This window comes from Thermofilaceae archaeon, assembly GCA_038731975.1.
Classification (GTDB): Archaea; Thermoproteota; Thermoprotei; order Thermofilales; family Thermofilaceae; genus JANXEW01.
This window is the reverse complement of record JAVYQJ010000008.1, coordinates 1-13,254: the sequence shown is the minus strand read 5'-3', so window position 1 is coordinate 13,254 and position 13,254 is coordinate 1. Positions and strand designations below refer to the sequence as shown.

General features: G+C 63.3%; 14 protein-coding genes. 9 read left to right on the top strand and 5 right to left on the bottom strand.

What is annotated here, in order from left to right; translation table 11 throughout:
- Positions 1 to 15 precede the first annotated feature (15 nt).
- Complete coding sequence (locus QXF46_05190; protein ID MEM0226250.1) at positions 16 to 729, top strand: creatininase family protein; 714 nt, start codon at positions 16 to 18, stop codon at positions 727 to 729.
- Here the strand turns inward: QXF46_05190 and QXF46_05185 are convergent.
- The 3 genes from QXF46_05185 to QXF46_05175 all read right to left on the bottom strand — a co-directional run bounded on the left by QXF46_05185 (position 722) and on the right by QXF46_05175 (position 4,382).
- The gene (locus tag QXF46_05185) at positions 722 to 3,568 is read right to left on the bottom strand and encodes a glycoside hydrolase family 3 N-terminal domain-containing protein (protein ID MEM0226249.1); all 2,847 of its coding nucleotides are present in this window, start codon (positions 3,566 to 3,568) and stop codon (positions 722 to 724) included. The genes QXF46_05190 and QXF46_05185 overlap by 8 nt on opposite strands.
- Positions 3,569 to 3,667: 99 nt before the next feature.
- Positions 3,668 to 3,946 carry a nucleotidyltransferase domain-containing protein gene (locus QXF46_05180; protein ID MEM0226248.1) on the bottom strand — a complete coding sequence of 93 codons (279 nt, stop codon included), beginning with the start codon at positions 3,944 to 3,946 and terminating at the stop codon, positions 3,668 to 3,670.
- Positions 3,947 to 3,989: 43 nt separating this feature from the next.
- A complete protein-coding gene (locus tag QXF46_05175; GenBank protein MEM0226247.1) occupies positions 3,990 to 4,382 on the bottom strand; it encodes a HEPN domain-containing protein in 393 nt (130 codons plus the stop codon).
- 128 nt (positions 4,383 to 4,510) lie between these two features.
- Here QXF46_05175 and QXF46_05170 point away from each other — a divergent pair, with 128 nt between their 5' ends.
- From QXF46_05170 to QXF46_05160, 3 genes are all read left to right on the top strand, one after another.
- A complete protein-coding gene (locus tag QXF46_05170; protein ID MEM0226246.1) occupies positions 4,511 to 4,918 on the top strand; it encodes a hypothetical protein in 408 nt (135 codons plus the stop codon).
- Positions 4,919 to 4,983: 65 nt separating this feature from the next.
- Complete coding sequence (locus tag QXF46_05165) at positions 4,984 to 5,427, top strand: hypothetical protein (protein ID MEM0226245.1); 444 nt, start codon at positions 4,984 to 4,986, stop codon at positions 5,425 to 5,427.
- Between the two features lie 4 nt (positions 5,428 to 5,431).
- The gene (locus QXF46_05160) at positions 5,432 to 6,919 is read left to right on the top strand and encodes an FGGY family carbohydrate kinase (protein ID MEM0226244.1); all 1,488 of its coding nucleotides are present in this window, start codon (positions 5,432 to 5,434) and stop codon (positions 6,917 to 6,919) included.
- A gap of 44 nt (positions 6,920 to 6,963) precedes the next feature.
- Here the strand turns inward: QXF46_05160 and QXF46_05155 are convergent, their stop codons facing one another.
- On the bottom strand, positions 6,964 to 7,794 hold the full coding sequence (locus QXF46_05155) for a M55 family metallopeptidase (GenBank protein ID MEM0226243.1): 831 nt from the start codon (positions 7,792 to 7,794) through the stop codon (positions 6,964 to 6,966).
- 140 nt (positions 7,795 to 7,934) lie between these two features.
- Here QXF46_05155 and QXF46_05150 point away from each other — a divergent pair, with 140 nt between their 5' ends.
- Entirely contained in the window at positions 7,935 to 8,432 is a 498-nt protein-coding gene (locus QXF46_05150; GenBank protein MEM0226242.1) for a flavodoxin, read from the top strand.
- Entirely contained in the window at positions 8,390 to 9,343 is a 954-nt protein-coding gene (locus QXF46_05145; protein ID MEM0226241.1) for a hypothetical protein, read from the top strand. The genes QXF46_05150 and QXF46_05145 overlap by 43 nt, the downstream gene beginning before the upstream one ends.
- A 10-nt stretch (positions 9,344 to 9,353) precedes the next feature.
- On the opposite strand, the gene QXF46_05140 is transcribed toward QXF46_05145, so the two are convergent.
- Positions 9,354 to 10,001: a hypothetical protein gene (locus QXF46_05140; GenBank protein ID MEM0226240.1), complete on the bottom strand. Its 648-nt coding sequence runs from the start codon at positions 9,999 to 10,001 to the stop codon at positions 9,354 to 9,356.
- A 191-nt stretch (positions 10,002 to 10,192) separates the two neighbouring features.
- Here QXF46_05140 and QXF46_05135 point away from each other — a divergent pair, with 191 nt between their 5' ends.
- The 3 genes from QXF46_05135 to QXF46_05125 form a co-directional block, all read left to right on the top strand.
- The gene (locus QXF46_05135) at positions 10,193 to 10,957 is read left to right on the top strand and encodes a radical SAM protein (protein MEM0226239.1); all 765 of its coding nucleotides are present in this window, start codon (positions 10,193 to 10,195) and stop codon (positions 10,955 to 10,957) included.
- 52 nt (positions 10,958 to 11,009) lie between these two features.
- Complete coding sequence (locus QXF46_05130) at positions 11,010 to 11,870, top strand: sugar phosphate isomerase/epimerase family protein (protein MEM0226238.1); 861 nt, start codon at positions 11,010 to 11,012, stop codon at positions 11,868 to 11,870.
- A 9-nt stretch (positions 11,871 to 11,879) separates the two neighbouring features.
- On the top strand, positions 11,880 to 13,254 hold a 1,375-nt coding region (locus QXF46_05125; GenBank protein ID MEM0226237.1), incomplete at its 3' end, for a family 78 glycoside hydrolase catalytic domain.

Here is a 13,254-nt window from a genome sequence, read left to right as displayed (position 1 = left end):
CCGCATCCCCGCACCGTGAGCGAGATCCGCCTCTCGAACCTAACGTGGAGGGAGGCTGAATCCTATTTCTCGCGTAGCGACGTAGCGATCCTCCCCGTCGGTTCGACGGAGCAGCACGGCCCCCAGAACCCTCTCGGGACCGACCATCTGATCGCCTACGCTTTGGCGCTTGAAGCTGGCAAGAGGACTAGCACACTCGTCCTACCCCCGATCCCCTTTGGAGTGAGCGTGCACCACTCCCGTTTCCCCGGGACTGTTTGGGTTAGGGAGGAGGTTTTCAAGGAGTACGTGCGCGACGTGATCGCCTCGCTCGCGAGCCACGGCGTCAGGAAGGTCGTTGTGGTGAACGGTCACGGCGGCAACCTGCACGCCCTCTTGTCCCTGGCTAGGGAGCTGAGGGAGAAAGGCGTTCTCGTTGTTGTGTACCAGTGGTGGACGCTGCCCGAGCTGGAGAAGTACTTCCCGAGCGAGGAGTTGGGGCACGCCGCGGCAGTGGAAACGTCGTTGAACCTGTACCTGCACGGGGAAGCCGTGAAGATGGAGGCGGCCGTCGATGAGGAACCGAAGAAGCTGCCGACAGACGGCGTCGCCTACTTCCCCGAGTACACGCACGATCGAACGGGCAGCGGCGTCTTCGGAGTTGCTAGAACCGCGACGAGAGAAAAGGGGGAAAAGGTTTTCAATATCGCGGTTGGAGCCCTCGTCAAGCTGATCGAGAGCCTCAAGTAGAGCAGGCGCTCCCGTCGATCACTGCTTCGACGCTCTTCCCCTCAACCCCCTCCAGGAGGATGGTGGCATCGCGTCGCTCGCCGGGTGCCAGCTCCACTGGGTAGACGCAAGCGCACCTTCCGTCGACGCGCACAGCGATCCTAGCCACGTCAGTCACGTCGCCCGCGTTAGCTACGCGCGCTCTAACGGCGAGCGCGCCGTCACAGCGCTTCACTTCAAAGCTCTCGAGCACGAACTTCGCCTCATGCTTCCCCGCGATTTTGAACGACCCTGTCAGCCTGATGTCCTCCGACGAGGACCCGACCATCACCACGAACTCTCCCGGCTCAACAACCCTCCGCATCCCCTCGTCGTAAATCGCTAGGTCGTCGGGCGTGAGCGTGAACCGGACCTCCGCCTCTTCACCCGGCTTCAGCGTTACCCGCTTGAACCCCCTCAGCAGCTTGAGGGGGCTCGCAACGCTCGAAACAGGGTCCCTCACGTACAGCTGGACGACTTCGTCCCCCTCCCTGTCGCCAACGTTCTTGACTTTAACCGAGATCTCAACCCGCTTCTCGTCCTCGCTCACGCGTATGCTCAGGCTGCTGTACTCGAACTTGGTGTAGCTGAGGCCGTGTCCGAAGGGGAACAGCGGTGCACCGGTCGTGTCGACGTAGTCGTAGACCCTGCCCGACGGCTTCGGGTTGTAGTAGAGGGGTAGCTGGCCCTCATTGTGGGGCCAGGTGAAAGGCAGCCTACCACCGGGGTTGTAGTCACCGAAGAGCACGTCTGCGATAGCGCGCCCCCCTTCCTGCCCTGGGTACCAAGCTAAGACGACAGCAGGAACCTTGTACAACCACTCGCCAACCACCGCGCTGCCTGCTACAAGAACCACCACAACCCTAGGATTCACTTCTAACAAGCGTTCGAGCAGCTGCTCCCAAGATCTCGTGAGCCTGAGGATTGCTCTATCCCTCTCCTCGCCCTCCACGATGTCTACGAAGGTAACGACAGCGTCGGCGTCCTTCGCCGCTTCCAAGGCTTTACTGATTTCTTCGGAGTTGACGAGGTCCCAGCCGAGCCTTACAGCTGCGTAGCCGCTGGTTCTTGAGAACTCGATGGAGAAGTCGTGCTCTCCGCTTAAATCGACTTCAACAGTCTTGTACGTGCTGACCCCCGTCGCGTCCACCTCAGCTAATACTTTCGAGTCTAGGATTAGCCTAGCCCTACCGCCAGAAACACCCAGGCAGAGCGCATACTTTCCAGGCTTTGGAGGCAGCAGTCGGCCCGTGAAGCGCACGGAGTAGGTATCGGTTTCAACGCCGCCGTGCGGCCTGCGGTAGCCCCACTCGAACCTGAAGCCGCCCCAGTACATGCCCACGTAGTCGGCAACCGGTACCCCTTCGAAGTTGGGGTTGTTGAAGATCTGAATCCTCACCCCCCAGCCCTGCATCCCTTTCGGTGGTGCTACGAAGCGCGCGATGAAGCCCACATCGATGGGTATCGCTTCGATGTACTCGAGCCGCGCCGCGGACCCTTCTAGCTTCTCGGCTATGGCTTGGAGCGGCGTCGTTACGGCTTTAGGCGTTCCGCTGTAGCCGCCCAGCTTCAGGTTTTTGGCGGCTCCTCCCACGATGAGGAGCTTCCTGATCCTGCCTTTATCGATCGGCAGCACACCCTCGTTCTTGAGGAGGACGATAGCCTTCCTCGCGGCCTCGAGGGCGAGCCGCCTATGCTCCTCGCAGCCGACAACCCTCTCCGCCTCCTCGGGATCGACGAAGGGCTCGTCAAACAGGCCGATCAAAAACTTCGCCCTCAAAACCCTCCGTACCGCTTCATCCACAACCTCCATCGGGATGAGACCCTCCTTCACAGCCTTCTCCAGAGCGTCGCCGTAAACGTCCACTCGGGGTAGCTCAACCTCGAGGCCCGCCTCCAGCGCCAGCTTCGCGGCGAGCTCCCTCGAATCCGTGACGCGGTGGTGCGTGATTATCCCAGTGACTGAGCCGTAGTCGGAGACGACGAAGCCCTCGAACCCCCACTCCTTCCGTAGAACGTCGGTCAGCAGCCACCTGTTGCAGGAGCAGGGGACACCGTCGAGGGAGTTGTAGGCCGCCATCACGGACAGGGCTCCCGCCTTTACGCAGGCTCTGAACGGGGGTAGGAACACCTCCCGCAGGATCCTCTCGGAGAAGTGGGCTTCGTGGCTGTCCCTTCCGCCGTCAGCCTCGAAGTTCGCGACGAAGTGCTTCGGCGTCGCGATAACGCCCTCCTCTCGCAGGGCCCTGCAGTAGGCAGCCCCCATGACGGAGGCGAGGTATGGGTCTTCGCCGTACGTCTCCTCCGTCCTACCGGCTCTCACGTCGCGGGCTAGGTTGACCACGGGGGCGAGGCACTGGCGGATCCCCCTAGCTCTCGCCTCCCTCGCGATCGCCTTCGCAACCCTGTAGACGAGCTCGGGGTCCCACGTAGCGGCCAGCGCGATCGCCTGGGGGAACTGGGTGGAGTGCATCGCCATGCAGCCGTGCAAGCACTCGTCGTGGATGATGGCGGGGATCCCCAGCCTCGTCCCCTCGATCAGCTTGCGCTGAACCTCGTTGGCGAGCTGAGCCCCCTCCCTCGGCGGCAGGCCCCTCAGGATGATGGAGAGATTGCCGTAGGGGCCGAACTCGAAGCCCGACCTCAGCTGCTCCAGCTTCTCCTCGAGAGTCATCCTGCTCAACAGGTCCTCGACGCGCTCCTCTACCGGCCTGGTGGGGTCCTCGTAGGGGTCCATCACACCGTTCTTGTTGAAGTCGATCCAACCGTCGCGGTAGATGCCGACAGACTCCGCTCCCGGAGGCAGGTAGCGCCGGGGCACGCGCAACTCTGCGGGAAGCATCGTAAAATGTGTAACGCCGCTAAGGGGTTCGGGGCTCCAGCGGTCTAGGAGAAACGGTCCTGTATGTGGCGCGGTCAGCTAAAGCAACCTCACCCAGTACTTCTCCGCATCCCTTAGGATCACGCTCCTCCCCCTGAGCCTCTCGAACTCCTCAGGAGTGTAGAGCAGGAGCTCCACCGAGATCGTGTCGGGCAGCAGCCTCCTCACGAGAAGGTACCTCTCGCCCAAGTTCAGCCCCCGGAAGGCTGGGGAAACCACGATGAGGTCCACATCGCTGTCCCTGAGCCAATCGCCCCGCGCGTAGCTCCCAAACAGGTACACTTGAGCTGAGCCCAGCTGCTCCACCACCCTTTCCACGAAGCTCTTCAGGATCTCCTCGAGCTCGGGAGGAATGCCGGTGCTACCTGAGCCCCGCTGCCCTGCCGACGTACTCCACCACCTCCTCGGCTATCCTCAACAGCCTGCTGGCTAGCGCTCTATCGATGCTCTCCCACGGCCTCTCCAGCCCGGCGTTGGGGTACCTAGCCACAGTGTAGTAGGGTGACAGCTCCAGCACCCCCACCCTGAGGTCCTCCGGCAGCTCCACTCCGAGCGCCGATAGCAGGCGCGACAAATCGTGGGTTTTGGGCGGCGGCTCCCTCCTGAGAACCATGATGGCCGACTTCAGCGCCTTCTCGACTGCCTGGTGGGCTGCGAAAACCGCCCAGTTGTACCTCCCCTCCCTAAAAGCGGATTTCGCTTCTTCCAGATCCACGAGCGAACCATCGTACCAGGCTTTAGCCTCCTCTCTCACAGTCGATAAAAGCGTCAGCCAGTTCTTAACCCTTTGTCAAGCGCTTCGCATCCGCATCGGCCCCCTTAGGCCCGTCTGAGCGCGCGAGAAAACGCTTTAATCGAGAAGAGGTTTAAGGTGGAGAGAGCGTGAGCGGAGAGAGCGGGCGGCGGGAGGCGTTGATCTTCCGAGTTAAGGCCCCCCTCAGCGAGTACGAGTTGAAGGAGTACGTGCTCTCCCTCCTCCACCAGAAGCCGGCTGGGATCTTCTGGACCATACCCCTCGATAGGGCTCGGATCAAGGGAAGCTACCGGATCATCGACACCTACGAGACCCGTCGCGAGCTTGTGGCGCTGGTCGCCGTCGATAGGCTCGAGGAGCTCGAGTGGAGGAGCAGGAGCGGGCTCACCAGGTTCGTCTGGAGGCGCAGCGGGGGGAGAGGCGTGCTCGAGGGGGAGCTCAGCGAGAGGGCGCTGGCGAAGCTGATCATGATAGTTGGCGTGAACCGAGTCCAAGCCCGGCTGGTGAGATCCGAGCAACGCCCGCCGAAGCGCTAGGCGGCCGCTAAGATGCTGTGGAGGGGGCCGCTCGCATATATAGCGTCCATAGGTCTACTGCCGCGATGACGGGGCCCGGCGAGGGTAAGATCGCTCTCAAGGCCAAAGTGTACTTGGGTTCGAGGAGGGTGGACTGCGACGTCTACCTGCACGTCAAGGGGTACTCGCTCGCCAGGGTCACGCACCTCGATGTGGAAAGCGACGTTCTGAACGAGGCTATCCCGCCTCGCGCTTCGATGTACGCGACCGCCTACACTCAAGCTGGCGCTCTCCGCGTGAGGTTCCGGGAGCCGCTGGAGTTCGGCTTCGGCCCCGTGAGGGAGATCGCCGTCGAGTGCCCCGAGCTCGCCCAAGCCCTGGGACCTGTTCGGGACGTGGTGTACGTCGGGGGGAAGGAGGGCGGGATCTTCATTGGCTTCCGGCGCGAGCAGATCCGGAAGCTCGAGGAGCTGGCCACGCGATTGGGGGTACCCCCGCGAAAGCGACTTTTACCTGAGGGTGAAAGCTGAGGGCGTGAGCGTAGCCCTCGTCTTCGACTGCGGCTCAACGAACCTCAGGGTGGCAGCGGTCAGCGAGAGCGGGGAGATCGTTGCTCAGGCGAGCGAGCCGAACGGGCCCGTCCCCCAGCCGGGGCGCGCGGACTGGCTCATCTGGGACGTTGACGCGATCTGGTTGAAGCTGTGCAAGCTTTCACGCAGGGTCGTCGAGCAGCTCGAAGGTGTGCGCATAGCTGCGGTGTCCGTGACGACGTGGGGGGCGGACGGGGCGCTCGTAGAGAGGGATGGGAGCCTCGCCTACCCTGCGATCTCGTGGCAGTGCAACAGGACGCGGGAGGTGGTGCCGCTTCTGCTCGAGCTGGTGAGCCCGAGGGAGATCTTCAGGGTGACGGGCTACCAGGTGATCCACTTCAACACGCTGTTCAAGTGGCTCTGGATCAGGCGGAACGAGCCGGAAGCCTTCGAGCGCGCTCACACCTGGCTGATGATGCCGGGCCTCATCGCCCACAGGCTCTGCGGCGAGTTCCACGTAGATCCGACCAGCGCCTCGACGGCCATGGCGATGGACCTGGCCAAGAGGGATTGGAGCAGCGAGATGCTCTCGCTCGTCGGGCTCGACCCCGGCTTCTTCCCCGAGTGGGTTGAGCCGGGGGAGGTCATCGGCCACGTGACCGGCGAGGCCTCGAAGGCCGCTGGCATACCCGAGGGGGTCCCCGTGGTCGCGGCCGGGCATGACACGCAGTTCGCGATCTTCGCGGCCGGCGCGAGCGCTGACGAAGCTGTGCTCTCGAGCGGGACGTGGGAGATCCTGGCTCTTCGCATGGACCGCTTCGACCCGAACGATGAGGCGCTCGAGCTGGGCGTCCTGATCGAAGCGGACGTCGAGAGGGGCAAGTGGAACCCGCAGCTCCTCATGATCGCTTCCGCGGTGCTCGAGTGGCTGAAGCGCCTAGCCTACCCGGAGCTCGGGCCGGGGGAGTACGCGAGGATGGTGGAGGAGGCGTCCTGCGTGGCGCCGGGGTCCGGGGGTCTCCTGTTTATCCCCAGCTTCGTCCCCGACTCGGGCCCCCTGGCGAAGTACGGGGTGGCGGGAGCCATCGTCGGCCTGAGGCTGGGGAGTAGCCGGGGGCAGCTGTACCGCGCGGCTCTCGAGGGCCTCTCGCTGCAGCTCCGCTTGGCGCTCGAGTCGCTGGAGCGCGCTTACGGCTTCAGGGCGAAGGGGGTCAGGGTCGTGGGGGGCGGCTCGAAGAACGAGCTGTGGAACCAGATCAGAGCCGACGTGCTGGGCAAACCCGTCACCGTGCCGCGGCAGAGCGAAGCCACAGTGCTGGGCGCGGCGATAGCGGCCTTCAAGGGCGCCGGCGTCTACAGCAGCATGGAGGAGGGGTTGAGGAGGACTGCCTTCGGCTTGAGGAGCTACGAGCCCTCGCGAAGGGCAGAGTACGATGCGCTCTACCGCAGGTTCACCGCGCTGCTCGAAGCCCTCTCGCGGGCCGGCGTCTAAACCCCGAGCGGTGTTTCGCCGCTCAAGGCGGTTTCGCCGATGTTTCAGCGCTCGAGCGCTGACGCCGCTAGCGCCCACAGCTCGATGAGCTTGTAGGCTTCCAGGATGTTCCTCGCCGTGTACTCGACGGTGAGGGGGCTTGACCGCCTCGCCCCGGGCACGAGGCAGGCTACCTCGGCGTACGCCGTCGAGTTGAAGGTGGCCTTCAGCTCCACCGGCTCCGCCGCGCGCAGGGGCTTCGCCTCTCCCGATTTGAACCTCCTCACAGCTTCCACCGCGCCCTCCCGCAGCCTACGCTTAACTCGCTCGAGGCTGAAGCTCCTCGCCGAGAACCTCCCCAAGCTCCTCTTCAGCGGGACGCGGACGGCCCAAGGCGCTAGCTTCGCCACGTCCTCCTCCAGCAGCCTCTCGTCCCCCGCCACGAGCACGACGGGCTTCCCGTAGAAGCCGGCGACGTACGCGTTGAGGAGGAACTCGCTGGCTTCAACGCCGTTTACGAGGATCGACCTGTAGACCCGGCCACTGTAAGTGTGGTCGAACGCTGCCCTCTCCGTCCCGAACTTCGCGTGGTAGCCCACGAAAACCGCAACATCTGCTTCCTCGACGCAGGCCACCATGCTCGCTGGTCGTGGGAAGCCCCTGATCACCTCCACGTACTCGGGCAGCTTCTCAACGTCCAGGTTCACCATTTCGCCGTGGCTGTCCGCGACCATCACCTCCCCGAACCCCAAGTCGTAGAGCGCCTCGGCGAGGGTTGAGACGACCGACGTTGCAATCCTCCTAGCCTCGTCGAAGAGGGGCCTACCCGGCGACAAGTGGTCCCTGGATACGATAAAGGGCATGCCCTCCATGTCGACCGAAACGTAGGCCTTCATCGCTTTCGCTCCGCGCCAAGGGTATAAATTCGCTCACCCATGGAGGAGGTCCGGTGATGAGAGAGGCCGTGGCTAGCCGTGGCCGAACTTCAGCGGACTGATCGGGCAAGCCATATATACGCGGCTCATGCATAGCCTGCATGGCGGGAAGCGTCTTAATCGCGTACTACTCGTGGTCCGGTAACACGCGCAGGCTCGCAGAGGCGATTTACAGGCTCACTGGCGGAACCCTATTTGAGATCGTTCCGGCCACGCCGTACCCCGCGGACTACGACGAGACGGTTAGGCAGGCTAGGGAGGAGATACGGCGCGGCTACAAGCCCCAGCTCAAGTCCAGGCTGGAGACGATCGAACCCTTCAAGGTCGTCTTCGTCGGGTCGCCCAACTGGTGGGGGACGATCGCGCCGCCCGTCGCCAGCTTCCTGAGCATGTACGACTTCTCCGGCAAAGTGGTTGCGCCCTTCTTCAGCCACGGCGGCGGCGGGTTGCAGCGGATGCTCACAGCCGTCAAGCAGCTCTGCCCCAGGTCCACCGTGCTCGACCCGCTGGTCGTCTACGAGGGGGACGTGGATCGCGCCGAGGAGCTGGTCGGCGCTTGGCTGAAGAGGCTGGGCATCGAGAGGTACCTCGGCCCCTGATGCCCCGGTTGAGGGCCTGGAAGGGCTACAGCCTGGACCTCACCCTGAAACCCTCTTTCGTTCGAGCCCTCTTCGAGAGGCGCGGCTCAGCCTACGTCAAGCTGGCGGGGCAGAGCCGGGGGGCCATCGTCTACCAGGAGGGTGAGTGGGTGGTGGGCGAGGGCTGCAGCGCGGAGGAGCTGCTGCACTGGAGCGGGCTCTGGCTCGATAGGCTCGCCGTGGAGGAGCGGGCCCCCCTGCTGGCTGCTGCCCACAGGGACCTGGGGCTCTCAGTCGACCCCTACGACCGCCACCTGATCTTCGTCGCGGTTTTCCTGAGCAGGGCCACGAGCTGGGAAACGAACGTGCTGAGATGGTGCAGGGAGATCTTCGCGAGGGCCGAGTCTCTGGACGAGCTGATGGAGCTGGACTACGCCAGCATCGGTAAGAGCTTCCAGCTTCGCCAGCTGGGAAGCGCCCTGCGCGGCTACGCGGAGGTCGCCGACTTGAAAGACCCGTGGGAGCTGCGCAGAGCCCTCCTCAGGATCGCCAACGTGGGCCCCAAGCTCGCCGACGCCTACCTGCTCTTCGCCGGCATCGACTCGAGCGCTGCCCCAATCGACAGGCACGCGATCAGAATGTCAGCTAGGCTGGGAATCGAGGGTTACCCACCGAGAAAGGAGCTGTGCACTGTGTACAGCTGTGAGAGCTGCCCCCGCTCACCGCTGTGCCTGCGGGCCAGGCTCTTCAATCTTTACGGCGAGGTAGCCGGCTGGGTGCAGACAGCCTTCTATGTCCACGACACCCAGTACTGCTCCAAGGGGCTGTGCGAGAGCTGCTGGTTCAGCGCCTATTGCCGGCTTCGGGAAGGGGGGCGGAGAGAAGGGCGACTCTCGAAGCTGCAGTCAGCACTCCGAGCTAAGCAGTGCTGATACCCGAAGCTTACTCTTCCTCCCAGTCCTCTTCTTCCCACTCCTCCCAATCCTCTTCCTCTTCCCACTCTTCTTCCCAGTCCTCTTCGAAGATCCACTCCGATTCGCACTCGCAGCAGCGCTCGTAGTATACCGGCTCGTTCCACTTCGTGCACCAGAGCTGCTCTTGCGCAACCATCGCGACGAGCTCCGGCGTGATGCCCAAGTCCTTCAAGCTTCGAGGGGGTGGGATTGTCTCCATCTCGACCCTGTAGCGACCCGCCTCCTCGACCAATCCGACCAGCTTTATGGGGCTTTCCCAGACGTAGGCGAAGATGCTGGACTGAACTCGAGCGTAGGCATCGATCGGGCAGAGCTTAAACTCATAAAGGGTCCCCCCTCCGAAAGATCGTAGGTCCGGTTGAGCCGCAATGCGGATGGAACTGTAGGCTCTGAACCTCGTTTTCGGCTTCAGCCCCACAACGCCCGCCGCAATTAAAGCTGAGTAGGCCTTGTACGCCTTCACTACTAGCTCGCGGGAGTAGATTCCCTCCTCCCTCAGCCGCGCCGCGACCTTTCTGATGAAGAGGTGGGGAACTCTTTTCAGGTTATAGGCGTTGCGGTAAATGTAGTTCGCGAACGAGTACTCCTCTTCAAATATCTTCCCGAACTTCAGCATTACTTCGTCAGCTGGAGTAGGGGGAGCGATGAGCTTCGCGATGTCCGAAGCCCGCGCTACCTTAACAAGGCGTTTCCTGGAGCAACACATCCCAATCCATTGATCAATAATACTGTCTAAAGACCAATATACTTTGTCCCAGTGCTTAGCGAGAAGTTGTTAAGCACCCCCACGGTTGAAGTGAGAGAACCTTGGAGGGGCCTGGCTACGATCCCGTGAAGCTGGCCGAGGGGTTGAAGGGTGTAGTCTGCAAGGGAAACATGCGCAAGTACTACAGGTTCCGCGGCGGTAGGTGGTACGGGGGTATCGCGACGGCGGACTGCGTGGGCTGCAACCTGCGCTGCGTCTTCTGCTGGGGTTGGCAGGTGCGGGACAACCCGCGCGGCGCTGGCTTTTGGTGCACTCCGGAGGAGGTAGCGGGTAGGTTGAGGGGCATCGCGGAGCGGAGGGGGTACAGCCAGGTGCGCATCAGCGGGAACGAGCCGACGCTCTGCAGAGAGCACCTGCTGGAGGTCCTAGGGCTGCTCGAGGGTTCGCGCCTCCTCTTCATCCTGGAGACGAACGGGATCCTGATCGGGCACGACTCGAGCTACGCGAGGGACCTCTCGCGTTTCTCGAACGTGCACGTGAGGGTTTCCATCAAGGGGGCGAGCGCTGAGGAGTTCCACCGGCTCACGGGGGCCAAGCCGGAGGCCTTCGAGCTGCAGCTCAAGGCGCTGGAGCACCTCCTCGACTACGGCGTCTCAGCCCACCCCGCCGCGATGCTCTCGTTCTCCGAACCCCAGTCGGTTGAGCGGTTGAAGGCTAGGCTCGCGGAGATCGACGAGAGCCTGGTGCGGGAGTTCGAGGAGGAGTACGTCTTCCTCTACCCGCACGTCGTCGCACAGCTGAGGAGGGCTGGCATCTGGCCGAAAGTGGCCTACTCGCCCGACAACATCCCATCGGAGCTGATCTAGCCCAGTGTGGCTGCGGGAGCAGCTATTTTTACGCCCCTTTCGACGTCAATCAGTGGCGCGCTTGAGGATCGGGGTAACGATCTGGTCGCTGGGCCTCACGTCCGATTGGGGCTCTCTCGAGAAGCAGCTCGCCACCGCTAGGGAGATTGGCGTCGAGGGTGTCCAGTTGTGGGCCGTCGATTACGGCCCCTGGCCCAGCAGCTGGTGGCAGCGGAGGCCCTGCCTTCTCGACCCGGACCGCTGCGGCAGGGAGTGCAGGAAGAGAGTGGTCGAGCTCGTCGAGTCTTACGGGCTGAAAATCACCGGCTTCTGCGCGCAGCTGAGCAGCAAGCGGAGGTTCGGCGGCTTCGACGATCCCGACGGCCTTGAGGAGCGCGTGAAGAAGACCTGCAGGGTCCTCGAGATGGCTGCGGAGATGGGAGCCCCCATCGTCACGACGCATCCGGGCGTCATACCCGAGGACCGAACCGACCCAACGTACAAGCTGGTGAAGAACGCCGTGCTCGAGGTCGCGAAGTGCGCCGAGAATGTAGGGTCCTTCTTCTGCATCGAGACCGGCATGGAGCCAGCCCACGCCCTGAGGCGGTTCCTCGAGGATCTGGGAAGCCCAGCTGTCAGGGTGAACTACGATCCAGCGAACCTCCTGCGCTTCGGTGCGGAGGAGGTTGTGAGGGGTGTCGAGCTCCTCGGCCCGTGGATTGTCCACACCCACGCGAAGGACCACAACCCCCAGACGGGGAGCGCGACAGTGGGCGAGGGGCTTGTGCCGTGGCGCGACTACCTCCTCGCCCTCGGGAACGCTGGCTTCACCGGCTGGCTAGCGCTCGAGGATGAAACGGGGCGCAACGTTGTTGATTCTCTAAGGAGGGGGAGAGCCTTCCTCGAGAGGTTGATCGGTGAACTTGGCTTGTAGGTGGTGGGAATGGATGTTCCACCTCCGTTCGATCTCAGGTGCGAGTACGCCGTAGACCCCGTCGGAGTCGATCCCGATACGAGGCTGCGGTTCACTTGGCTCCTCCACCACCCGAAGCGGGGGGCTAGGCAGAAGGCCTACCGCGTCATCGTGTCGAGCAGCCGGGAGCTGGCGGAGAGGGGTGTTGGAGACGTTTGGGACAGCGGCGTTGTGAGCAGCGATGAGAACTTCGCCGTGTACGGTGGGCCGCCGCTGGAGAGCAGCAGGGAGTACTACTGGCGAGTGATGTGGTGGGACCAGGATGGTAACATGAGCCCGTGGAGCCGCGTGGCCAGTTTCGTTACAGCCCTTCGACCGGGCGACTGGAGGGCCAAGTGGATCACTGGTGGTAAGCTGCTGAGGAGGGAATTCGAGCTGCCGGCTCCCGTGAGGAAGGCTTTCGCCCACGTGACTGGGCTTGGCTACTACGAGCTGCGGATCAACGGGAGGAAGGTTGGCGATAGGGTACTCGATCCACTCTGGACCGACTACAACAAGCGGGTCCTCTACGCCACGTACGACGTCACCGACCTGCTGCGGCCCGGTGGGAACGCGATCGGGATCATGCTCGGCAGGGGGAGGTACATCAAGGCCTACGGTTACGACGAGGTGCTGAAGGCGATCCTCCAGCTCGAGATCGAGCTCGCTGATGGCCGCCGCATACGGGTGGTGACCGACGAGTCCTGGAGGGCCTCCGACGGACCAATCGTGGAGGACGACGTCTACGGAGGAGAAGTCTACGACGCGACGAGGGAGCAGGAGGGCTGGGATCAGCCCGGCTTCGACGACTCGGGCTGGAGGCCCGTTCAGACCGTCGACCACCCGGGTAGGCTGGTCCCCAGCGGGCCTATCCCCCCGATCAGGAGGGTCGGCTACCTCAAGGCGAGGAGGGTACTGAACCCCGCGCCCGGCGTCTACGTGTTCGACTTCGGCCAGAACATGGCCGGCTGGGCGAGAATCAGGGTGAGAGGGCCTAGAGGGGTGAGGGTCCAGCTGCGTTACGCGGAGCTCATCGATGAGAGGGGAAACCTGGACACTAGGAACCTGAGGGGCGCTAAGGCTACGGACGTCTACGTGCTGAAGGGGGAGGGGGTTGAGGTCTACGAGCCCCGCTTCACCTACCATGGCTTCCGCTACGTCGAAGTGACGGGCTACCCCGGTGTCCCCTCGCTTGACGATGTAGAGGCGGTAGTGGTGCACAGCGACGTGGAGCCTGCAGGAGGGCTGGCGACATCGTGCGAGCTCGTCAACGACATCCACAGGATCGTCCTGTGGTCGATCAAGTCCAACCTCATGGGGGTGCCAACCGACTGCCCCCAGCGGGACGAGCGGATGGGCTGGGGTG

Excerpts from the sequence above, each read along its gene's own strand:
- QXF46_05165 (MEM0226245.1), top strand. The coding sequence starts at position 4,984 with ATGACGGGGCCCGGCGAGGGTAAGATCGCTCTCAAGGCCAAAGTGTAC.
- QXF46_05140 (MEM0226240.1), bottom strand. The coding sequence starts at position 10,001 with ATGCTGAAGTTCGGGAAGATATTTGAAGAGGAGTACTCGTTCGCGAAC.
- QXF46_05155 (MEM0226243.1), bottom strand. The coding sequence starts at position 7,794 with ATGAAGGCCTACGTTTCGGTCGACATGGAGGGCATGCCCTTTATCGTA.
- QXF46_05150 (MEM0226242.1), top strand. The coding sequence starts at position 7,935 with ATGGCGGGAAGCGTCTTAATCGCGTACTACTCGTGGTCCGGTAACACG.